Annotated in this window: 22 protein-coding genes; 7 read left to right on the top strand and 15 right to left on the bottom strand. The window is 68.2% G+C overall.

Annotated elements, in window-relative coordinates; translation table 11 throughout:
* Position 1: 1 nt before the first annotated feature.
* From ACVHNB_RS14520 to ACVHNB_RS14475, 10 genes are all read right to left on the bottom strand, one after another.
* Entirely contained in the window at positions 2 to 712 is a 711-nt protein-coding gene (locus tag ACVHNB_RS14520; RefSeq protein ID WP_456228275.1) for an SDR family NAD(P)-dependent oxidoreductase, read from the bottom strand.
* The gene (locus ACVHNB_RS14515; RefSeq protein ID WP_456228274.1) at positions 709 to 1,374 is read right to left on the bottom strand and encodes an HAD-IA family hydrolase; all 666 of its coding nucleotides are present in this window, start codon (positions 1,372 to 1,374) and stop codon (positions 709 to 711) included. Before ACVHNB_RS14515 ends, ACVHNB_RS14520 begins: the two co-directional genes overlap by 4 nt.
* Positions 1,371 to 2,324: an AfsA-related hotdog domain-containing protein gene (locus ACVHNB_RS14510; RefSeq protein WP_428950764.1), complete on the bottom strand. Its 954-nt coding sequence runs from the start codon at positions 2,322 to 2,324 to the stop codon at positions 1,371 to 1,373. The genes ACVHNB_RS14515 and ACVHNB_RS14510 overlap by 4 nt, the downstream gene beginning before the upstream one ends.
* On the bottom strand, positions 2,321 to 3,421 hold the full coding sequence (locus tag ACVHNB_RS14505) for a beta-ketoacyl synthase N-terminal-like domain-containing protein (protein WP_456228273.1): 1,101 nt from the start codon (positions 3,419 to 3,421) through the stop codon (positions 2,321 to 2,323). The genes ACVHNB_RS14510 and ACVHNB_RS14505 overlap by 4 nt, the downstream gene beginning before the upstream one ends.
* Entirely contained in the window at positions 3,418 to 4,680 is a 1,263-nt protein-coding gene (locus ACVHNB_RS14500) for a beta-ketoacyl-[acyl-carrier-protein] synthase family protein (protein ID WP_428950766.1), read from the bottom strand. The genes ACVHNB_RS14505 and ACVHNB_RS14500 overlap by 4 nt, the downstream gene beginning before the upstream one ends.
* Positions 4,677 to 4,958: an acyl carrier protein gene (locus ACVHNB_RS14495; RefSeq protein ID WP_428950767.1), complete on the bottom strand. Its 282-nt coding sequence runs from the start codon at positions 4,956 to 4,958 to the stop codon at positions 4,677 to 4,679. Before ACVHNB_RS14495 ends, ACVHNB_RS14500 begins: the two co-directional genes overlap by 4 nt.
* 100 nt (positions 4,959 to 5,058) lie before the next feature.
* On the bottom strand, positions 5,059 to 6,099 hold the full coding sequence (locus tag ACVHNB_RS14490) for a 3-oxoacyl-[acyl-carrier-protein] synthase III C-terminal domain-containing protein (protein WP_428950768.1): 1,041 nt from the start codon (positions 6,097 to 6,099) through the stop codon (positions 5,059 to 5,061).
* 51 nt (positions 6,100 to 6,150) lie between these two features.
* Complete coding sequence (locus ACVHNB_RS14485; protein ID WP_456228272.1) at positions 6,151 to 7,530, bottom strand: MFS transporter; 1,380 nt, start codon at positions 7,528 to 7,530, stop codon at positions 6,151 to 6,153.
* A 98-nt stretch (positions 7,531 to 7,628) separates the two neighbouring features.
* The gene (locus ACVHNB_RS14480; protein ID WP_428950770.1) at positions 7,629 to 8,066 is read right to left on the bottom strand and encodes an acyl-CoA thioesterase; all 438 of its coding nucleotides are present in this window, start codon (positions 8,064 to 8,066) and stop codon (positions 7,629 to 7,631) included.
* An 18-nt stretch (positions 8,067 to 8,084) separates the two neighbouring features.
* Positions 8,085 to 9,293 (bottom strand): serine hydrolase domain-containing protein, encoded by a 1,209-nt coding sequence (locus tag ACVHNB_RS14475; protein ID WP_428950771.1) that lies wholly within the window; start codon positions 9,291 to 9,293, stop codon positions 8,085 to 8,087.
* 473 nt (positions 9,294 to 9,766) lie between these two features.
* Here ACVHNB_RS14475 and ACVHNB_RS14470 point away from each other — a divergent pair, with 473 nt between their 5' ends.
* Positions 9,767 to 10,477, top strand: coding sequence for a response regulator transcription factor (locus ACVHNB_RS14470; protein ID WP_456228271.1), 711 nt, complete (start codon positions 9,767 to 9,769; stop codon positions 10,475 to 10,477).
* 104 nt (positions 10,478 to 10,581) lie between these two features.
* Here ACVHNB_RS14470 and ACVHNB_RS14465 read toward each other — a convergent pair whose 3' ends face one another.
* Positions 10,582 to 11,514, bottom strand: coding sequence for a UbiA family prenyltransferase (locus ACVHNB_RS14465; protein WP_428950773.1), 933 nt, complete (start codon positions 11,512 to 11,514; stop codon positions 10,582 to 10,584).
* A 257-nt stretch (positions 11,515 to 11,771) separates the two neighbouring features.
* Here ACVHNB_RS14465 and ACVHNB_RS14460 point away from each other — a divergent pair, with 257 nt between their 5' ends.
* Together ACVHNB_RS14460 and ACVHNB_RS14455 are read left to right on the top strand one after the other, a co-directional pair.
* Positions 11,772 to 13,244, top strand: a complete 1,473-nt coding sequence (locus ACVHNB_RS14460; protein ID WP_456228270.1) for an FAD-dependent monooxygenase — start codon at positions 11,772 to 11,774, stop codon at positions 13,242 to 13,244.
* Between the two features lie 175 nt (positions 13,245 to 13,419).
* Positions 13,420 to 13,812, top strand: coding sequence for a PPOX class F420-dependent oxidoreductase (locus ACVHNB_RS14455; RefSeq protein WP_456228269.1), 393 nt, complete (start codon positions 13,420 to 13,422; stop codon positions 13,810 to 13,812).
* A 319-nt stretch (positions 13,813 to 14,131) separates the two neighbouring features.
* On the opposite strand, the gene ACVHNB_RS14450 is transcribed toward ACVHNB_RS14455, so the two are convergent.
* Positions 14,132 to 15,331, bottom strand: coding sequence for an IS701 family transposase (locus ACVHNB_RS14450; RefSeq protein ID WP_456228268.1), 1,200 nt, complete (start codon positions 15,329 to 15,331; stop codon positions 14,132 to 14,134).
* 415 nt (positions 15,332 to 15,746) lie between these two features.
* On the opposite strand from ACVHNB_RS14450, the gene ACVHNB_RS14445 reads away from it, so the two are divergent.
* A complete protein-coding gene (locus ACVHNB_RS14445; protein ID WP_428950777.1) occupies positions 15,747 to 16,373 on the top strand; it encodes a TetR family transcriptional regulator in 627 nt (208 codons plus the stop codon).
* Here ACVHNB_RS14445 and ACVHNB_RS14440 read toward each other — a convergent pair.
* The gene (locus ACVHNB_RS14440; RefSeq protein WP_456228267.1) at positions 16,346 to 17,329 is read right to left on the bottom strand and encodes an NAD-dependent epimerase/dehydratase family protein; all 984 of its coding nucleotides are present in this window, start codon (positions 17,327 to 17,329) and stop codon (positions 16,346 to 16,348) included. The genes ACVHNB_RS14445 and ACVHNB_RS14440 overlap by 28 nt on opposite strands.
* Positions 17,326 to 17,952: a ScbR family autoregulator-binding transcription factor gene (locus tag ACVHNB_RS14435; RefSeq protein ID WP_428950779.1), complete on the bottom strand. Its 627-nt coding sequence runs from the start codon at positions 17,950 to 17,952 to the stop codon at positions 17,326 to 17,328. The genes ACVHNB_RS14440 and ACVHNB_RS14435 overlap by 4 nt, the downstream gene beginning before the upstream one ends.
* Positions 17,953 to 18,163: 211 nt before the next feature.
* On the opposite strand from ACVHNB_RS14435, the gene ACVHNB_RS14430 reads away from it, so the two are divergent.
* Positions 18,164 to 19,060 carry a ScbA/BarX family gamma-butyrolactone biosynthesis protein gene (locus tag ACVHNB_RS14430; RefSeq protein ID WP_456228266.1) on the top strand — a complete coding sequence of 299 codons (897 nt, stop codon included), beginning with the start codon at positions 18,164 to 18,166 and terminating at the stop codon, positions 19,058 to 19,060.
* Between the two features lie 383 nt (positions 19,061 to 19,443).
* Here ACVHNB_RS14430 and ACVHNB_RS14425 read toward each other — a convergent pair whose 3' ends face one another.
* The gene (locus ACVHNB_RS14425; protein WP_456228265.1) at positions 19,444 to 19,659 is read right to left on the bottom strand and encodes a hypothetical protein; all 216 of its coding nucleotides are present in this window, start codon (positions 19,657 to 19,659) and stop codon (positions 19,444 to 19,446) included.
* A 45-nt stretch (positions 19,660 to 19,704) separates the two neighbouring features.
* Here ACVHNB_RS14425 and ACVHNB_RS14420 point away from each other — a divergent pair, with 45 nt between their 5' ends.
* Both ACVHNB_RS14420 and ACVHNB_RS14415 read left to right on the top strand, forming a co-directional pair.
* Positions 19,705 to 20,295 carry a hypothetical protein gene (locus ACVHNB_RS14420; RefSeq protein WP_456228264.1) on the top strand — a complete coding sequence of 197 codons (591 nt, stop codon included), beginning with the start codon at positions 19,705 to 19,707 and terminating at the stop codon, positions 20,293 to 20,295.
* Positions 20,296 to 20,526: 231 nt separating this feature from the next.
* Positions 20,527 to 21,126, top strand: a complete 600-nt coding sequence (locus ACVHNB_RS14415) for a TetR/AcrR family transcriptional regulator (protein WP_428950783.1) — start codon at positions 20,527 to 20,529, stop codon at positions 21,124 to 21,126.
* Positions 21,127 to 21,129: the final 3 nt, after the last annotated feature.

Genomic DNA, 21,129 nt, shown 5'->3' with positions numbered 1-21,129 from the left:
GTCACACGCCCATACCGACGCCGCCGCCGATCGGGATCGAGGAGCCGGTGATGAACCCTGCCTCGTCGGATACCAGGAAGGCGACGAGTGCGGCCACCTCTTCGGGTTGGCCGACTCGGCGCAGCGCCGTCTGGGAGACGATCTCGTCGCGCCGCTTCGTCGAGAGGTCAGAGATCATGTCGGTCTCGATCAGGCCGGGCAGCACCACGTTGGACGTGATGCCGGCCCGTCCGAGCTCCCAGGACAGAGAGCGGGCGAGGCCGATCAGGCCGCTCTTGGATGCCGCGTAGTTGACCTGTCCGGGCGAGCCCCACAGCGCCACGATGGAGGAGACGAACACCAGGCGTCCCCACTTGTTCGCGAGCATGTCCGGCACCGTTTCGCGGGCCACGTTGATGGAGCCGCTGAGGTTGGTGTCCAAGACGTCCTGGACTGCGTCGTGCGACTGGGTGAGCAGCGGCCCGTCGTTCATGACCCCGGCGCAGTTGATAACGATGTCGATCTCGCCGAGGATGTCTCGCGCCTGGTCGACGGCCTGGCTGACCGACTCCGGGTCGCGTACGTCGCATTCGACGAACGAGACGCCGTCCAGTTCGGGCTTGGTGGTGCGGGCGGTGCCCACGACGCGGTAGCCGCGCTTGTACAGCTCGGTGGCGATGGCCGCTCCGATGCCGCGGCTGGCTCCGGTGACGAACGCGGTGCGATTGGTCATCGTGCTGCTCCTTGCTGATGTGCGCGCACGCGCACGAACGATTCGATGTGTGCGATGGCGGAGGCCGTGGAGTCGCCTCCGCCGATGACGCCTTGCCAGCCAGCCCGCCGGGCACCGGCGACGTTGGCTTCCAGGTCGTCGACGAGGACGTTGGACGGGGCAGGCAGGCCGGAGACCGCTTCGGCCAGTTCGAACATCTGCGGCTCGGGCTTGCGGGTGCCCAGGTCGCAGGAGAGGAGGACCGCGTCGAACAGCCCGTCCCAGTCGGCGAACTCGGCGAACGGTGCCTTCCAGTCCACGGGCAGATTGGAGATCAGGCCGACGAAGACCCCGGCTTCGCGCCACGTGCGCAGCGCGGTGAGCCATCGTGTGTCGACCCTGCGGTCGGCCCACCATTCGGCGCCCAGTTCGGACAGATCGGCCTCGATGAGGTACTGGGCAGCCAGCTCCGTCTCGAGGGCCGCTGTCCACTGCCGTTCGTCGAGGATCCCCGAATCCAGCACGGCCATCCCGTCCGGGCTGTTGTGCCGGTCCGCGATGGAGCGCAGACACGTCCCGAGTTGCGCAGGGGTGAAGGACTTGCCTTCGCAGTAGGTCCTGAGCCCTTCCTGCAGCGGCGGGGTCATGACGCCGCGGAAGTCGGTCCACACGGCGTGGCTCATGACACGTCCCCGTCTCCCGGTGCGACGGGGCCCACGGCGAACGACAGACGGGTGACGGCCAGGCCGTCCTGCACGCACTCCACGTCGGTCCAGTGGGATCCGCGCCGTGCCACGACGCTTGTCTCGCGGTCGAGTTCGGCGAAGTGCTCGAACGTGGCGCGTACCGCGGTGACGGCCTGTGTGGCGGGCTGGTAGGTGCCGGCAATGGCCAGCTGGCGTCCCGCCTCGATCAGGACCATGGCAGGAAAGTGGTCGTAATCGTGGTCGAAGAGGCTCGCGTTGGAGAGGTCCGGGGCCAGCAACGCGCTCAGGAGATCTCCCTCGGCGTGCGCTTCGCCGATGGCCACGTTGGTGGCCAGAGTCCGGGCCACGCTGCGAGGTGTGCTCAGGCCGGCCCGCGCCGCGTCGGAGCGCAGGGCAGCGGTGGTCGGCGCGGGTGTGCCGTCTCGCTGGTAGGCGCGAAGCTCCGGGTATCGGGGCTTGGGCACACCTTGCACCGCCATGGTCGTGCGGGCAAGGGGACGGCCGGTGGCGTCGGTGACCGTCTGCGCGTACTCGATCTGCTTCGGTGTTCCGTCGCTGCGCAGCCGCAGTTGCTCGAAGTCGGTGCGCACCGTCGCCTCTGCGGTGAGGGACGCGAGGGCTGCCGGGTCGATGAGCTCCACGTCGATCGAGTTGAAGAAGAACGCGATGTTGTGGGAGAGGCCCTCGAACTCGTGGGCGGCGCTGAGCGCGGCCTGCCGGCAGGCCTCGACCAGCAGGAGGATGTCCAGCCAGTGCGAGATCGGGTGGTCTCGGTAGTAGGGGCTGAGGTCGGTGGTGACCGTCGTGCTGACGTATCCGCCGTCGGCTGCCTGTCGGGGCGGCGAGACGAGGATCTCCTGGTCATTGGCGCGGTGCACCAGGTCCCGGCGGACGCGGCTGCCCGCGAGGGTCGCATCGGTGGTCATGTGCGCCCCTCGACGGTCAGGATCGCGGCAGCCACCGCGCCGGATTCGTCGATGCCGGTGATCAGTACGCCGGTGCCGGGCTCCCCCAGGGCGAGGGCGGCGGTCAGCTGCATGGCACCGAGTGCGGCGCCGCACTCGCCGACCGCCGAGCGCACGTCGACCCGTTCGGCGTCCAGCGATGCCAGAGCCACGTGTTCGCTCTGCTCCAGCGAGGTGCCGACGGTTCCGGGCAGGACCAGCTTGATCTCGACACCGGCGTCCCTGGCGGCGTTCTGGGCGCGGACGATGGCGCGGCGCAGCGCGCCGGTGTATCCGCTGTGGGTGCGCTGCGGGGCGAACAGCACCTCGCAGGCGGTCAGCGTGGCCAGCGCGGTCGGGGCGTCGGGGCCGGCAGGTTCGAGGGCGAGGAGCGCTGCTCCCTCACCGATGGTGACGGACTCGTCGACGCTCTTGGTCAGGCGGGTGCCCCAGGCGGTGTGAGGCGACAGCTCCTCGACTCCGCCGACGAGCATCCGCTCCGCGTGCCCGCAGCGAATGAGGCGCGCGCCGTACTGCAGCGCGGACAGTGTGCTGACGGTGCCGTTGGCCAGGGTGGAGTTGGGGCCGCGGAGCCGGTGCCAGATGGCGATCTGGCTGGCGCAGCAGTTCATCGTGACGTTGGGGAAGACGGCGGGGTTGACGAGGTCGATCCCCTTGCCCTCGATGATGTCGACGTCGAGTTCGACGCTGCTGCGGAGGCTTCCGACGACCGTGCCCATGGCGATACCGGTGGACTCCCAGGACCGCTCGCTGACTTCGGACCGCTCGGTCAGTTCACGCTTGAGGAGCGTGCTGGCCGCCAGCCCGAGGCGGGTGGTGCGGTCGAGGTTCTTCGTTCCCTTGCGGGGTACGTAGTCGGTGATCTTGAAGTCCGGTACGGCGGCGACCTGTCCGGGCAGGCCGTCGTAGGCCTCCGTGTCGGTGCCGGTCGTGTCGGGAGCCGGTGCGCTGCCGGGTGTGGCCGGTGTGCGCAAGGCGGTGCGCAGGGCGTCGAGGCCGACGCCGGCGGCGCTGAGTACGGACGCCCATGAAATCTGCAGTCGCTGTACGGAGCTCATCGTTGTCCCCCCTGTGTGTGGCCCGCGCCGACGGGCTCGTGGTCGTCGTAGGCGCCGAAGATCGTGATGGCGTTGTTGCCGCCGAACGCGAAGCCGTGGTTCTGCGCGACCTTGACCTCTGCGGTCTTGGCGCCGGAGCCGACGACGTCGATGCCGTGGCCGAATGCCGGGTCCACCGTGCGCAGGTTGGTGGTGGGCGGCAGGAAGGATTCCTCGATCGCCTTGCAGCAGGCGATCGCGCCGAAGCCACTGGCGGCGCCCATCGTGTGGCCGAGCATCGATTTGATGGAGCTGATGGGCGGGTGCTCGTCGCCGAAGACCAGCCGGGTGGCGGTGATCTCGGTGATGTCGTTCGTCGGCGTGCCCGTGCCGTGGGCACAGATGTAGTCGACGTCGGCCGCCGTGATGCCCGAGTTGGTGTGGGCCTTGCGGATGCACTCGGCGATGGACTCGGCGTCCGGGTGCACGATGTGGTGGGCGTCGCAGCTGAGTCCGTAGCCGAGCAGTTCGGCGTAGACGTGAGCGCCGCGGCTTCGGGCGTGCTCCAGCTCCTCGAGGATCAGCACCGCGCCGCCCTCGGCGGTGACGATTCCGGTGCGGTCCTGGTCGAACGGCCGGGGCACGTCGTCGGCGACGGCGCCCAGGCTCTGGAATCCGGCGTGGGTGAAGCGGTTGACGCTGTCGGCGCCGCCCGCGACCATCACGTCGGCCTCACCGGCGACGATCTTGTCTGCGGCGCTGCCGATGGCGTAGTTGGCCGCCGAGCAGGCGGTCGGGATCACCAGTGTCTCGCCGTGCAGGCCGAGTTCGACCGAGACGGCCGCCGCGATGTTGCCGGCCGGGATCTTGCGGATCACGTCGGCGTCGACTGCGGCGGGCCCGTCCGTCAGCCATTGCTGGGTGAAGGTGTCGACGGACGGGGCCTCGCCATTGGTGGTGCCGATGATGGCGCCCGTGGTGGTGCGGGTGTCCTCGTCGAGTTCGATGCCTGCGTCCTGGACCGCGAGGCGGGCCGCGGCCGCTGCGAAGTGGGCGGTGCGCCCCCACTCGTTGGGGCGGATGACGCTGACGATGCCGGCCGGATCGAAGTCCGTTACTTCACCGGCGAGTTGGGAGGGGAAGTCGCTGCTGTCGAAGGCGGTGATGGGTGTCACGCCGCTCAGGCCGGCTTTGATGCCCGCGGTGAATTCCGCCGCTCCGGTGCCGATGCTGCTGACGCATCCCAGGCCGGTCACCACGACCCGGCGTGCGGGGCTCACTGGCCGCCGTCCTTGGAGTCACGTATCGCGATGATCTGCTGGACGAGCAGGTCGACGGTACGCAGATCCACGGCGAGTTCGCGGGGCACGCGGATCGACAGCTGCTTGTTCACGCGGGCGAGGACCTGGATCAGGCCGAGGGAGTCGGCGCCGTAGAAATCGATCAGGTCGGCCTGCGCGTCGACCTCGTCCGGCTCGACGTCGAGTTCGAGCTCGTCGACGATGATGTCGAGAGTGGTCTCGCGAATGAGCTCGTCGGAGATTACGGCAGTAGTCATGATGTATTCCTTCTCAGTGTTTTTCGAATGGAGCTGGCTGACTGGGATGTATCGGTCAGGTCGCTCATGGGATCGGCTGCTGTGATGTGCGGGAGGGATGTCAGGCGGACACGCACTCCAGCACCAGGCACGACCAGGTGTAGCCGCCGCCGGCATTGACGACGATGCAGATGTCACCGGGACGCAGATCCCGGTCCTGGGCCATGTCCTCGATGTTGGCGCCCACGTCGGCGACACCGAGGTGGGCGGTGAGGTCCCCGGACCAGGAGAGCTTGTCCTCGCCGAAGACGGGGGCGAGGTGGCCGCGGTACACGGTCTCGAAGATCTTTCCGCTCAGCCGCGGCACGGCCACGGAGCGGATGTGGTCCTCGCTTCCGTCGAGTCCGGCCTCCGCCAGGGCCTGGGACACGCACCCGAGGAGGCTGGCGCGGGACCTCTCCCCGAAGCCGGCCATGCCGTACTCGGTGAGATAGGCCTTCTTGGCCGCCTTGAGGTCGACCGTTCCGCCGTCGCGCAGGGCGGGGCCGGGGGTCGGCCGGTACCCGGCGCGGTTCATGACCTCGAGTTCCGGGGCGGCCTTGCTGGCGAGCGACACGATGCGGAAGGAGTTGTGCGCGGCGGCATTGCGGGAGACCAGGAGTGCGGTCCCCGCATCGCCGTGCACACAGCCGTAGTTGAGGTTCCAGCGGTCGATCTGCGGGAACTGCATGGCGTCGGCGGTGGTGACGGCGCCGGTCCTGAGCGAGGCGTCGGCCTTCATGGAGCGGGTGAGCAGTTCCAGCGCCGCCATCGGCGCGTTGCAGCCCTGCGAGAGATTCATCGGCAGGGCTCCGAGGGCCTCGGTCTGGTGGGCGACGTAGTGCGCCGCGCTCCAGATGTCGAAGCCCTGGTGCCACCATCCGCAGTGGATCAGGACGTCGACGTCCGAGGCATTCGTGTCGGCGGACTTGAGGGCGGTGCGCAGCGCGTCGACGGCCATGTCGGCGGCTGGGGCCTCTTCGTCGAAGACGGGAACGCTCGGGTTGCCGATGGTCTCGTCGTAGTCGCGGACGAGGCCTTGGGCGAGCGCCTCGGCCACCGGAACTCGGTTGGCCGGGTAGGACACGGCGTTGCCGTTGAGGAACAGGTCACCGATGAGCATGTGTCACTCCGGGTAGGTGAGGGATCCGAGGCCGAGGCCCGCAGGGACGCTTTAGGCGTCGCTCTTCTGCTGCAGTGCGGCGGTGCCGAAGAGGCAGATGAGGAGGCCCACGGCGAGGAACACAGCGGTGACGATCACGAACCCGAGGTTCATGCCGCTGTCGGCCGCGATGGTGATGAACACCTGGCCGAGGATCGCCGTGCCGGCCGCGACCGCGGTCTGCTGGGCGGTCGACATGATCCCGCTGCCCGCACCGGCCTGATCCGGCGGGAGCGAGGAGAGGATCGTTCGGAAGACCGGCGGGATGAACAGACCGTTGCCGACTCCGATCAGGAACATCGGGATGAGCAGGTCGTAGAAGTGAAGGTGGGGCCACCACAGGCGGGCCGCGCCGATCAGGAGGATGAGACCGACAGCCTGGACTGCGGTGCCCGCCTGGACGGTGCGCACGCCGATACGGCCCATGAGCTTCGGTGCGCGCAGGGAGCCGAGGAACGCTCCGACCGCCAGCGGTGCCACGGAGATACCGGACTCCACCGCGCTCATGCCGTTGCCGTTCTGCAGTGCGAGCGGCACCGCGAGGGAGAAGCCGCTGAAGACCAGGAACCCTCCGCCGAGAATGAGCAGCCCGCGGTTGACCGCGCGCAGGCGAACCAGCGAGGGCGGGATCAGCGGGATGCGCCCGCGCGCCTCGAGTCGGCGTCCGTAGCGCCACAGCGCGATCCCGCAGACCACGGCGACCACGAGGAGCGCCCAGCACCACAGCGGCCATCCCTCTTGGCGGCCGACGCTGAGCGGGATCAGCAGCGTCAGAATGCCGAGGCCCAGGAGCACGGTGCCGCCGATGTCCATCGTCTGGCCCGGCGCGCCCTTGGTGTCGGGGACCTGGGCCTGTGCCCCGATCATCGCCAGGATGCCCAGCGGGACGTTGACCAGGAAGATCGGCCGCCAGTCGAGACCGGCGATGTCGGCCCAGACCAGCACGCCACCGAGCAGCTGCCCGGCCGCTGCGGAAAGGCCGCCGATCGCCCCGTACAGGCCGATGGCGCGGGCCTTGGCGGATTCCACCAGTGAGGTCTGGATGGTCGACAGGCCCTGCGGCAGCAGGATGGCAGCTGCCGCGCCCTGCAGCACGCGGGCCCCGATCAGGAAGCCCATGCTCGGTGCGAGCCCGCAGGCCAGGGAGGTGACGGTGAACGCCAGGATGCCGATCTGGAGCATCCGTCGGCGGCCGTAGCGGTCGCCGAGCTTGCCACCGAGCACCAGGAAGATCGCGTAGGCGATGACGTAGCCGCTGACGATGAACTGCGCCACCGAGGTGCCGGTGTGGAAGGTCTGCTGGATCGACGGCAGTGCCACGTTGACGATGGAGGCGTCAATCATGGTGAGTGCTGCTGCGACGAGGACCGTGGCAAGTCCCAGCGTGCCCATGGTGGATTGGTGTTCTGCGCGGGGTGGGGACGATGCCTCAGCAGTCGCCATGGAATTCCTCAGCTTTCTTTTAGGAACTGACGGTTCGGCAGGACCGGTTAGAGACGGTCCCGGCGGGAGTCTTCGAGATGCCGGCGCAACGCCGGGCCAATTACGCAGCTCTCCTGGGAGCTGAGGTCGAACATGACCATCCGGCTCACTGCTCGGACGCTGACCTTTTTCGAGGCGTCGAGGAGGCGGAAGTTGAATTCGAAGCTGGATCGCCGGACATTCGATGTCCACACTTCGACCCGGATCGGTTCGAGCGAGTACCTGAGCGGTCGCAGGTATCCGATGTCATGTGAGGCGACGACGGCGGCCTCTCCCTCGAAGACACCGCTGGCCATGAGCCACCTGATCCGGGCTTCTTCGATGATCCGTACGATCTCGCAGTTGTTGACGTGGCCGTAGGAGTCGACGTCACCCCACCGGAGCGAGACCTCGACGGACGACGGCTCGGCGGCGGACGGGTCCGCCATCAGCGCTGTGGAGTCCATGGTTACCGTCGTCCCGCCTCAGCAGAACGCCTGGTAGACGAACTGCCGCAGACGGTTGGTGATCGGCAGGGTGCGCGAGGGGTACAGCTGCGGGGAGACGAGCGCGCTCACGCCGGACGAGGGGTCGATGAAGTAGTTCGCGCTGCTCATGGAGAGCCAGAAGTACTCGCCCTTGCGGGTCAGCATGTGGCTCTCCTGCGGCTGTGTGACCGTCATGAAGCCGAGGCCGAAGCCGGAGGCGGGCATCAGCTCGTTGACCGCCGGTACGGCCCAGCTGCCGAAGCCGTTGCCCAGAGGCACGTTCCCCGGCAGGTGGTTGCTGCGGATCGACTCGACCGTCAGCGGCGAAAGGAACTGCTCGGACGTGGAGTTGACCTTGCCGTTGTTCGCCAGCATGCCAAGGAACTTCATGTAGTCCGCGACGGTGGTGTAGATGCCGCCGCCGCCCGACAGGAAGACCGGGTCCTCCGTGTTGTAGACGCTCGCGGGCGCGTTGTGCTCGATGCCACCGTCGGCGGTGGGGCTGTAGATCTCCGCGTAGCGGTCCTTCTTGCTCGGATCGACGAGGAAGGCGGTGTCCGTCATGCCCAGCGGCTCGAACAGAGCCTCCCGCATGTAGACGTCGAGGCGCTTGCCCGAGATGACCTCGATGACGCGCCCGAGCACGTCGGTGCTCACGCCGTAGTTCCACGCCGAACCCGGCTGGAAGCGCAGCGGCACGGAAGCCCAGGTCTCGACCGCTTCGGCGAGGTCGGTGCCGGCCGGCGGCTCCACCGTGTGGCCCTGGTTGACATAGAGCGTGTCCACCGCGTGGGACTGGTGCGCGCCGTAGCCGAGACCGGAGGTGTGGGTGAGCAGGTGCCACATCCGCATCGGCTCCACCAGCCCCTCGGTGATGGGGGATGCGGGCAGGCCGGCGCGGTAGACCCGCTGGCCGGCGAAGGCCGGGAGGTGGTCGGCCACCGGGTCGTTCAGCCCGACCAGGCCCTTCTCGACGAGGGTCATGAAGGCGACCGAGGTCATCGGCTTGCTCATCGACCAGGTGCGGAAGATGCTGTCGGCCTGCATCGGGATGCCTGCGGCGATGTTCGCCATTCCGCCGGAGGACTCGTACTTGGTCTCCCCGTGCTGGGACACCATGGCGGACCAGCCGGGGATCTTGCCTTCGTCCGTCAAGCGGCCGAAATAGTCCCCCAGGCCGGCCAGGCGATCCACCCTGAGCTCCATATTGTTGCTTCCTCCTTCTACAGGCCCCTGAGATGGTTGTTCCGGCCGGGCTGAACGGCGCCCCTAAGAAGGGTCGATCGCGGTCAGCGATATCGGCGGGAATTCTTGGGGCAGTCGGCACTGAAATAACGCCGGCTGCTCTCCAACACGACTGAAGATTACGAGAATTCGATCGCGGCTCGAGGATTGAGGAGGGCAACTGCACCCTAGGGTGCATCCAACTCGACGTTCAGCGGCTTCTGTTACACCGGTGATAGGCGGGCAGGCCAGAGGTACCTGCCAAAGTCGCGCTCACTGGCGGGACTCCGGACGCGTTCCGAAAAGGTCGTTCTGATTTAGCCAGGTAGGCGCTGTCCGGAGCCTTGCTCGTGGCTAGCTTGGGTCTCGTCGCCCCGGTTGCCCGACGCCGCTCCGGAGCGCAGGCAGATCGGCTCGGCCACCTGTTTCACAGAAAGGGCGTCCAGGAGGGGAACATGCACTATCCGGCCGCGGCACAGTTCATGCACACCGCAATTCCCGATGTCATTCGCACGTATCGCAACGCCTTGCTCACAGTCCGCAGTCCACTGGCGATGCACCAGGAGGCCTGGCCCAGATGTCGCGACCAGGCCCGGTCGATCGTGGAGGAGTGCGCCTCGGCTCTGGCAGGGCGCGGGTCGTCGGATTCGACTGAGGCCCGTTCCTTCTCGCAGCTCGTGGGGGTCGACCGCGCCGGGCAGGGGATCGCCATGGCGGAATCGGTGCGCGCGGTGGACATTCTGTGGAGCGCGATGCAGCCGTCGCTGCGTACTGCTGTCCAGTACGAGGTCGCCGCACGACGGACGGACGCGCTGCTCTTGGCAAGCACGGCTTTTCGGAGCAGTACGGGAAGCCGTCTGTATGCGGGGGCTCGGGCCTATGACGCCGCTGACCGGCTCGTGCCGGCCCGGTCTGAGGTCGCCGCGAAAGCGGACGGGCGTGTGCCGGGAGCTGCCGCGCCGGCCCGGCCTGCGGCCTGTGCCGGTCTGTCGTGCCGTGAGCGGGAGATCCTCGAGCGGGTCTCGATGGCTCGGACCAACGGTCAGATCGCCCGTGAACTCGGGATCGAGACCGCGACGGTCAAGCGTCATCTCAGCAATATCTACGGGAAGTTGCAGGCTGATTCTCGGATCGACGCAGTGAACAAGGCGTTCGGCCGGGTCTGACCCGGCCCGGCGCTTCGGCCTGAGGGGCCGCGTGCGGTACATGCCCGATGGAGGGCCGACGCCTTGGCGTCGGCCCTCCACTCTTTTCCGGTTCGCCATGGGGATCAGAGGGATCCGCGGATCAGCGCGAAGAGCAACAGCACGCTGTTCGCGACGTATTGGGTGCGCATGAAGGCCCGGTAGGCGCTGCGATGGCGGTGCTTGTCGGCGGGGTCGACCCGGGCGGTGCGCAGAATCTGGACGACGACGCAGACGGCTCCGACCGCTAGGACGGTGGTGCCGATCAGTGTTGAGGGCGCCCAGGCGATCGATGCGAGGACCGAGCAGACCCCCACGATGAGCGCGCCGGCCACTCCGAGGGCGCGGGCCGATGCCGCGCCGTGGCGGACGGCCACTGTCTTGCGTCCGCCCGTGGCGTCGCCGTCGACGTCGCTCAGGTCCTTGACGACCGACCCCACCAAGGCCATCCAGGTGCTCAGCGCCCCGGCGGCGACGAGCCCCGCGGGGCTCAGCCCGTCTCCGGTCGTGGCCGCGCCGCCCGCGAACGACGTCCAGCCGAGACCGAACACCACGACGGCACAGGCGGTGCTCCAGCGCTTGGCCGGAAGCGGCGGCGCCGAGTAGAGCCAACCCAGCAGCAGGAAGGCCGCCACCCACACAGCAAGTCCTGGTATCCACGCTGCCGACACGAGCGAACCCACTGCGGCCAGTGCGGTCAGTGCGGCGGCTGTCCGCACCGGCAGGGCGCCCGTGGCGATGGGCCGGGCGGAGCCGTTGGCGCGGTCTTCCTTGACGTCCATGACCCCGTTGACCAGATAGGCGGCGATCACGGCCAGCCACCAGGCCAGGCCTCCGGCGGTCAGACGCAGCAGGCTGACGGCGTGCGCGTGGGCGGGCGAGGCGGCACCGATCACATACCGCAGCAGGAAGACCACCTGGACGGTGGGGCGCGCCTCCACGACGGCAAGTCGGGCATGCCTGGGGAAGAAGCGGATCGGCGCCTGCGTGGCGAGTGTCGCGTTGGTGATCTGAGCCATGGCCCGCAACGTAGCCATTTCGACGGAGTATGCGCGATATCCAGAGCCTCAGTTGCATCCAAGGGTGCAGATGCCGTGGCTTTGTCTCTGCGCCCTTGGATGCAGTTGGTCGTTGCAGGCCGTGTGCGTTGCCGGACAGCGGTCACGATGGCCAGGCGGTTGCGGCCCGTAGTCGACGGGCCGCGCTGCTCGGCGTCCTCGGGTTGTTCCGTGGCACGCCTGACGACTTCGGATCGAATCGTTTGGGGAGGTGGGCCATGGCTGACGTGGTGATCGTAGGCAGCGGTCCGGTGGGTCTGCTGCTGGCGTGCGAACTGCGGGTGGCCGGCGTGGACGTGCTGGTTCTGGACCGGCTGACGGAGCGCGCTCCGTACTCGAAGGCGCTCGGCATGCACGCGCGGACCCTTGAGGTGCTGGACCAGCGCGGCATCGCCGAGCGGTTCGTGGAGGGCCGCCGACGGGCGCCGACGACGCACTTCGCCGGTCTGCGTCCGCTGGAGCTGAGCGCGTTCGACACTCGGCACCCGTACATGCTGCTCATCCCGCAGGCGGAGACGGAGCGCCTGCTGGAGGAGCGAGCCACCGAACTCGGGGTGCAGATCGGGTTCGGCGCCGAGGTCGTGGATCTCGCCCAGGATTCGGACGGCGTGGACGTGACGCTGTCGGACGGTGCTTCCCTGCGGGCCGGATACGTGGTCGGCTGCGACGGCAGCCGCAGCACAGTGCGCCGGCTGCTCGGTGTGGGCTTCCCCGGAACTCCTGCCACCCTCACGGCGATGATCGCCGACGTGACGCTCGACGATCCGCCGGCCCAGCCTCGGCTGCTGGCTAGGTTCCCGGGGGGCCAGGCCGGTGTGCTTGAGTTCGAGCCGGGCCGCTATCGGGCCATGACCATCGAGTTCGACGCGGTGGCGGACCGGGACGCGCCGGTGACGTTCGACGTGTTCCGGGACACGTTCCGGCGGATCAGCGGTGCCGATCACGGGATGCGTGCGGCGGGCGAGGTCTCCCGGTTCGGCGATGCGGCCCGGCAGGCCGACCGGTACCGGGTGGGCCGGATCTTCCTGGCCGGTGATGCCGCACACATCCACAACCCTTCCGGGGGCCAGGGCCTCAACCTCGGTATGCAGGACGCGGTGAACCTCGGCTGGAAGCTGGCGGCCGCGGTGCGCGGGCAGGCGTCTGAGGAGCTGCTCGACAGCTACCACGCGGAGCGCCATCCGGTCGGTGCCGCGGTCCTGGCCAACACGCACGCGCAGGTCGCCCTGAGCCGGCCCGGGCATGGTGTGGACGCGCTGCGGGATCTCCTCACCCCGCTGCTGAACATCCCGGAAGTGAACCGTGCCTTCACCGGCATCGTCAGCGCACTCGACGTGCACTACCCGATCGCTGGTGGCCATCCACTGACCGGTGCGCGGATGCCGGACGTGAGCCTCAAGACCTCTGACGGTGATGTGCGGATGTACCAACTGCTGCATCGCGCCAGGGGGGTGCTGCTCGATCTGACCGAGGACGCCTCGCTGCGTACCAGAGCGGCAGGTTGGGCGGACCGGGTTGACGTCGTTCCGGCACGCCCCGCAGGCACCGATCTGGACGGGGTCCACTCCGTCCTGGTCCGCCCGGACGGTCATGTGGCCTGGGCGTCCCCCACCGACTCGGCTCTGCCCGATGCGTTGTCCCGTTGGTTCGGTCCTGCGGTTGACTCCGATCAGACGGCAGGACGGTCGTGACGACAGCGGTGCACGGACGGTCGCCCCCCCCCTTTGCTCGGGTGGCCTCCGTCGCTGCTCTCCTGCCACCGTTCGTTCATCGATCGCTGCTGTGCATGGGCTGCCCGCAGGAGATCGAGTGCCACCGTGCACGCACAGAACATCCACCCCCCATCCCTCTCGCAAGGAGTTCCCCGTGTCACTCATTCCCGACAGCCACGTCGACCTACTGGAGCGCCCGTTGTTCGGGCATCTGGCGACTATCAGGCCCGACAACACCCCCCATGTGAACCCGGTCTGGTACCAGTGGGACGGGGAACGGCTCTGGTTCACCACGTCCACCAGTCGGTTCAAGTACCGCAACATGGAGTCGAATCCGCACGTCTCGCTGTCCGTGAACGACCCGGATCAGCCCTACCGCTACCTTGAGGTCCGCGGCATCGTCGACCAGGTGGATCCCGACCCCCTGGCGCTGGGCTTCTTCAAACTCGCCGAACACTACGGGCTGCAGATGGACGTGCCCGCCGGCGAAGAGGACCCGACACGCGTCATGGTCGCGGTCATTCCGCACCATGTCACTTTTCAGTAGTCATGGAGACAGGGAGCGCTCCCGTGGATGCCAAGCCCCGGACCGACGCCTGGTCCTTCTTCGTCATGGAGTTGAACGCCGGGCTGCGGCGCAGCGCGCCGCAGTTGCACCTTCGGGGGCCGCTCTGGACTCGCGCGCGTATGGCGGGGGATGACGTTCGCGCCAGTGAGCGTCCCGCTGCGTCGTCGGGGCAGGGCGCGCTGTGAGGTTCCGCCGAAGGGTAGTGGCCGCAATGGCGGAACTCGTCGCTGGTCATCGCCGGTCGTCAGGGCGTGTGATCTCCCCGTAGGGCGGCCGGTCGGCCCGTCGGTTCTCGTCTTCAGGCTGCCTGGGGCAGCACGGGAGCTGCCTTGGCGGCCGGCCCGTGGCCGGTGAGTCGGCTGAAGGCGTATGCGGCTGACACCAGGGTCATGTGGTGGTGCCAGCCGAGATAGGAACGGCCTTCGAAATCCCGCAACCCGTAGTGGTGGTGCATGTTGCGCACCGCCTCCTGCGTGCGGTGTGTGGTGTCCGCGAGACGGAGGATCTCGCTGGGACGTTGCTGCCCGAGATCGGTGACGAAGTAGCGCGCGCCGCGCCCGCTCACTGGCTGCTCGACGAGTAGCGAGCAAGGCCGGTGCGGAACGCGCTGGACGCCGTCGGCCAGGCGGACCGCGCAGGTCCGCACGTGGGAGCGGGCCCGCCCGCCCGTGCCGGGCACAACGCCGAAGGCGAAGCCGGGCGAAGCCGTTCCGCCACGCAAGAACTCGCTTGCGGCTACTGGTCCGCTTTGCCTGGACAGCAGGCTCGCTGCGAGGCGGTCCGGGACTTGTGCGACGAATCCTGTGCCGAGGGTGGCGAGGCCAGGCAGGAGCGACGAGTCGTGCGGGACCTCGGTGAGGTCGACGACGACGGGGATGTCCTGTCGTCCGGAGGCGGCGATCTGGGCGCGAACCAGGTCGAGGGCGCAGGCGCCCTCTGCAGGCGTGGTCTGGTCGTCGGGAATGCGGGCAGCTGCACGCCGGGGCTCGTCGGTCTGCCACGATCCCGGCAGCGCGAGGCGCCAGTCGACGGGGAGGCTGTGGTCGGCAGATCCCAGAAAAAGGCCCACTCCGAGCTGGCAGTTGACGGTGCGGTCGACGTCGCGGATGTAGCGTCGGTGGACTCCGGCGGAGTGGTGGCCGCGCTTGGGAAGCACGGCAAGTCCCAGGCTCCAGGTGAGAGTCGGACGGTTCCTTGTGGCCCAGTCGGCGAGTGCCCGCCGTGTCGGCTGCCAGTCCCAGGGGCTGACGTTGAGGAACTGCTGCAAGGCCTGGGAGGCATAGGGAGAGTCGGAGACAGCGGCCGCCATACGGCGCAGCGATTTCTTGCCCGGTGTCGTCAGCAGGCCTGTCACGTACTCGCGCGAGCGGTTGCGTTGGTCTGCTCGCGGGAGGTGCGCGAAGAGGCGGTCGATGAACTCCGACAGGAGTTCGTCGCTGTCTGTCCTTGCCGGAACACGCCCGTGGCTGTGGATGCCGACAGTGTTGTGCACAGTCATCCCCCGACCCTTCTCGATCCGATCCGCTGCCAAGAAACATAGAGAGTTCTCTCTTTTTAGTCCAGTCGCTCTTCGGGAGGGGACGACCTTGAGAGGTTGCCGACGAGCCGGCCGTCGCGTGACCAGGCTGAATCTGGCAGGAACTCGACTACGCCTTAGGCACCTTGACCTAGCGTCCACCGCGCAGGCGCCCGCATGATGCATCGAGTGAACGTCTGGACCGGCACGTACCCGAGGGCCCTGACCTAGGGATTCGATACCGGAGAGGGCGAGGCCCCACACCTGCATCGGGACGACGCACGGACGCATCACGGTCCGCACCGTGGGGCCGCACCAAGACCGCTGCGTCCGCAGCACACCACCTTGCGTTGGTATTCAGCCAGCGCGAAACCGACGAACAAGAAAGAAGAGGGGCATGAAGGGGCAGACCGGACAGGCGAGGGCGGCGCTGACACGCGCGCGGCTCATTCGTAGCGCCGCGGCGGAATTCGCTCTGCACGGCTACGACGGAACCTCGCTGTCCCAGGTCTGTAAAGCGGCGGGCGCCACCATGGGTGCCCTCACGTTCCACTACCCCAGCAAGGTGTCCCTGGCGCGGGCCGTGTGTGCGGCCGGGATCGAGGCCACGCGCACCGTGGTGGGCAAGGCAGACCTGCAGGCACAGGCCCCGCTGGACTCTGTCGGCGTTGTCGCGGGCGCACTTGCCTCGTTGCTGAGTGACGAGGGCACGGCGCGGGCGGCTGCCCGGCTGACCCGTGAACGGCCGTCGCTGCGCCTGGACTGGCGCGACAGCTGGCTGCCGCTGGTCCGCGCCCGCCTGTACCAGGCCGAGGTCCTCGATCAGCTGCGGCCCGGCACGTGTCCCGAGTCTGCCGCCCTGCTGGTGGGCAGCCTGGTGGCCGGGGTGGAGGCAGGTCTGCTGCCACAGTCCAAAGAAGCGCTCCTGCCGTCACGCACCGCTCAGGAACATCTCATCGACCTGTGGCAAACGGCTCTGCGGGGCATCGGCTCGGTTCACGACGAGCCTGCGCCGGCGCCCTGACCCCTCTCCGCCAGCGCATGGCGGTACCAGTCAGCCGCTTCGTCGAGCCGGGCCAGAGGGCCAGGGCCGGGTTCCGTATCGAGCAACTGCCAGATACGTTCGCTCAGGTAGAAGTGATCCAGGGAGAGCAGTTCCAACTGCCGTTCTCCGTAGCGTCCTTGTGAGTGCGCGACGAGTGCTCGGCACTCGTCCCAGTCCGCGCTGCCCCGGGCGGGAGCCACGAGCCCATGCGCGCTGAGTGTCTTCCTGAGCTGTCCGGTAGAGACCGGCTCCGGATGGGCTGCATGTTGGACTCCTCGTGCCGTGGTGGGAGCTGTCGCAGCTGCGGCTACCAGTCGGGCCAGATCGCCGACGTCCACGACTGACAGCAGCCCCGTGCCACCGAGCCACTCGGGCAGGACACGCTCGGCCAGCTCGGCGTATGCCGGCACCACCCACCGGTCTCCCTCTCCGATGACCAGGCCCGGCCTCAGGACAAGAGCGCCCGCGTCCAGGGCGAACCGCTCCCCCATCAGTCGGGTGCGGCTGGCGGCCGAGACCGGCTGCGGAACGACGGCGTCGACGTCGATGCCCCGGTGGGGACCCGCTCCGTAGACGGCTGCGGTCGACAGGTGCACGATCCGCTCGAGCGCACTCGCCCGCGCCGCCGCCATCACATCGGCAGTCCCGCGCAGGTTCACCGCCTCGCACCGTTCGGCGTCCTTGCCGACGTACGAGGCCGTGTGGACCAGGGCGTCAGCTCCGTCGAGAAGTGCGGTCAGTGATGCGGCGTCGGCGAGGTCGCCGCGGATCTGCCGCACCGCTCCGCCCCCGGGCAGGGCGACGCCCGTGCGGCGCATCAGCACACGGACCTGTACCGGACCGCCCACCGGGCTCGGCCGGCCGAGCAGGCGTTGCAGCACGGCGGAGCCGATGAATCCGGTGGCTCCGGTCAGTGCGACGGTCCACGGCGTCACTTGGTCACCTCGGCCGCGCGCCCGTGAAGCTTCAGGCTGTCCGTGACCTCGGGGGCGGCGACGGCCGGCAAGAAGTAGGACCACAACTCCGCGATGCGCTCCGGCAGATCCTTGCGCCCCTCGCTGATCTGGGACAGCAGCTGGGTTCCGCTGTACGCACCGACCAGGACCCTGGCGAACGACGACGGATCCACGCCCTCACGCAATTCTCCGAGTGCTTGGGCCACGATCAGTTCGTCTCGGAAGGTGGCGATCCACAGCTGGTACGCCGCGTCTTCCCGCAGGCCGAAGGCTCCCTGCTCCACGGCCAACTGCACACCCGCTCGGAACAGGACGTTGCGCTGCAGCTCATGCGCCAAGGCGAGCGTGAGATCGATCAGGTGCTGCAGCCCGTCCACTTGCCCCAAGTCCGGCAAATCCGACGCCTGCTCGGCCATGACCGCCCGGGCCAGGTCCTCTTTGGATTCAAAGTGGAAGTAAAGAGCTCCCATAGTCGAACCGGCCCTCTTCACGATCTTGGTCGTGCTGGTTCCGGCGTATCCGTGCAGGTCAAACTCTTCTGCGGCGGCTCGAACGAGCGCCGCCCGCGTCTTTACCGCACGCTCCTGCTGTAGCCGTGCCATCAGTTCTCCCTCGACAATGAAACAGAGCGCTCTCTAGGTTATGCCCCGTGACCAGTGCCCTAAGGCTGTCGGGCTCATCCTGCCACCTGCGGCCACCCAGCCGGTCATGTCACTTTTGGATCCTCAGAGAGGCTGTTCCATGCCTGCTGCCGTTGTTGAACCCGCTCCCGCCCATGGTCCGCTCAGGGGTGCCACCAGTTCACCGTCCCCGATGCTCACGACGGTCCCTCGCCAGTACGTGCACAAGACCGCCGAGACGGAAGCCTTGCTGCGCGGCTGGCAGCAGGATGGCGAGAACGCCTTCCTCGCCACCTCACTGTGGCCCCAAGCACACAGCTTCTACAGACCCGGCCACGGCCTGCACGACCCGATGCTGTTCTCCGAGAGCGTCCGTCAGGCCATACCGCTGGTCAGTCACGCAGGATACGGGGCTCCCATGGACCATCGTCAGATATGGGACACCTACCGCTGCGCCGTCTTCCCTGATGCGTTGCGTCACGAGCCCGTGCCCGCCGCATGCTCACTACGCCTTAGCGGCACCGACGTCGTCATGCGCTCCGGACGCCTCAGCCGCATGACGCTGACGGCCACGGCCACCCGCGGCGACCAGCACCTGGGCATCGCCGAGACCCAGTTCACCAACCACGGTCCGGCCATCTACCAGCGGCTGCGCGGCGCGGGCAACGACGCCCCCGACGCGATGGCACGGGCCGTCCCACTGCCAGCACCGATCGCCCCCGACCAGGTCGGCCGAATCGACCCGCAGGATGTCGTTCTGGCCCCCGGGCGAGCGGAGATGCAGTGGCAGTTGCGCGTCGACGTGACCCACCCCGTGCTGTTCGACCACCCGGTCGACCATGTTCCGGGCATGGTCCTCCTGGAAGCGGCACGACAGGCTGCCCATGCCACGATGCACCCGCGGCCCACTGTCCTCACGAGCCTGAACGCCCGGTTCACGCACTTCGTCGAGTTCGACACGCCGTGCTGGATCACGGCCGAGCAGGGTCCTGTCTCAGCGCCCGGGTACGAGACGGTGCGCATCACGGCCCGCCAGGGCGACCACGTGCCCTTCGCCGCGACGGTGACCTCGCTCGTCGTCTCACCCTGACGCGCAGGTAGCCGGACCGCTCACCGCCGCTGCGGAGCGGCGGCTCGCACTGTGACGGCCTCGCACTCGTCACGTGTGAATGCATCAGCGTCGGTCGCTGGTGTCACGGATTCCACGCAGCGACCTCCGGCACGGACCGGATCCGCCGCTGGTGGCGCTCGCGCAGACACTGACCGGACCTGGGTGCAGGCACACCACCCGGGCCAGGCCCTCCTGCATCGCGTCGGGCCGCGGCTCCCTCTTCTTGCGCGCGCATGTGGGAGCCATCTACAACACATACACAGGTCCAGTCGAGCTCCCCGGCCGCGCGCAGTCCCGTGTCCGGACGGCGCCGACCCACGTGGCCGGAGCGGATGCAGTCGGCGTCGTCGTTCTCCCGAGAGTCACACCAGCCAGGAAACAGCCACACCGATCATGTAGAGACCCACCCCTGCGAAGATGCCGCCCACGAGCTTCGCCATCCCGCCGTACCGCTCCTCAAGAGCAGCGAACGATGCTGCATCCCCCTCCTGATAGAACCAGCTCCGCACCCCGCGAACATCCCTGATGAACGCACACCCGAACACAGCCCCCAGCAGGATGACCACAACAGACTCCACAGCCCCAAAGTAACGGGGGCACGAGAAACGCCGAACGATCAAGGTGTGAAGGCCGTCCTGCCGGATGCAGCAGCGCTGCCGGGCTGGAGGCACATCGGACGGTCCCGGGCGGAGACGGACCCATACACCTGCATGATCTGGACGAGGAAGGACCCCTGCAGGGATGTGCTCGTCACCGGCAGCGCAAACTTCACGCGAGGGCCGCAACGGACCACGAGATGGCTGCGGTTCAGCTTCTTCGTCTTCTCCTGCCGCACCACCAGCGCAGCCCACCACCTGTACAGCAAGCTGCCGGACTACAGGCCACTGCCCGCCGAAGCGAAGAGGCCAAAACTGGGCGACGAGAGCGCCGCATCACGCAACCTGCTCAACGGCGAGCACCCAACAGCCGAGATCTACAACAAGATCCGCGTGGGCCACACGGTTGTCCTGACCTTCGCGGCCGGTCTGGAGAAGGCAGTAACAGCGGAAAACCACGCACATAACCCTTGCGAACCACCACCGAAGCAGTCGCACCGGCCGCATGACTCCCCTCAAGAGAGCTACACCCAAGTGGTGGTGCCAGGAGTGATTTCGAACACGCTGAACACCACCTGCTGTCAAACGAGGAGGAGCAGCTGCACGAAACTGAGCTGACGAGCCATGAATCAAGCCTTCCGAGCGGAGACGGAGCCCGATGTGCCGGGCTCCTGTCACGAGTCGAAAGTCATCAACGAGGGACGAGATGCGGTCCCATGCTGACCACTTGCTGACCTCAGTCCGGCAAGAATGACTCTGACCTGCGGCTACGCCGAACCGCTAGATCTTGCTCTTGAATCCCCCGCGGCTCGCGATGCCCTGCCGCCGGCCCGCCGTATGCTCGTCCTCATGAGTGCCGCACCTCCCGCCCGCAGACGCGATGGCGCCGCGACACGTGAAGCCATCCTCGCCGCCGCGGTCGTCGAGTTCACCGAGCTCGGGTACGCCCGGGCCGGGGTGCGGCAGATCGCCGAGCGGGCGGGTGTCACGGCGATGATGATCAACCGCTACTTCGGTTCGAAGGAGCGGCTGTTCGCCGAGGCCGTCGACCGCGCCTTCGGCCCGCCGACCGTCGTCGGCGACGAGCTGCCCGGGCTGGCGGACTCCCTCGCCCGCAGCCTCGCCGAGCGCACGGCGCCCGACGCCGAACGGCTCGATCCGTTCCTGCTGTTGCTGCGCTCGGCAGCGGATCCGGTGGCGGCGGACATCGTCCGGCAGGGCGTCGAGACCCACGTGGGGGCCCGGCTCGCCGGGCTGCTCGACGGTTCCGACGCGGAGGTCCGCGCTCAGCTCGGGCTCTCGCTGATCGCCGGCACGTGGCTGCTGCGCAGTGTCGTCGGCACGAGCGCGCTCGCGGCGGCCGACGACGAGCGCCTCGCGGGGCTCCTCGCGGAGATGCTCCGGCCGGTCACCCGCGAGGCGGACTCCGCGCCCGTCGCCGGCCCATGAGGC

Source organism: Streptomyces sp. YJ-C3 (assembly GCF_053891275.1).
Note: the sequence above shows the minus strand (reverse complement) of the source record. Positions and strands in the feature narration are given on the sequence as shown.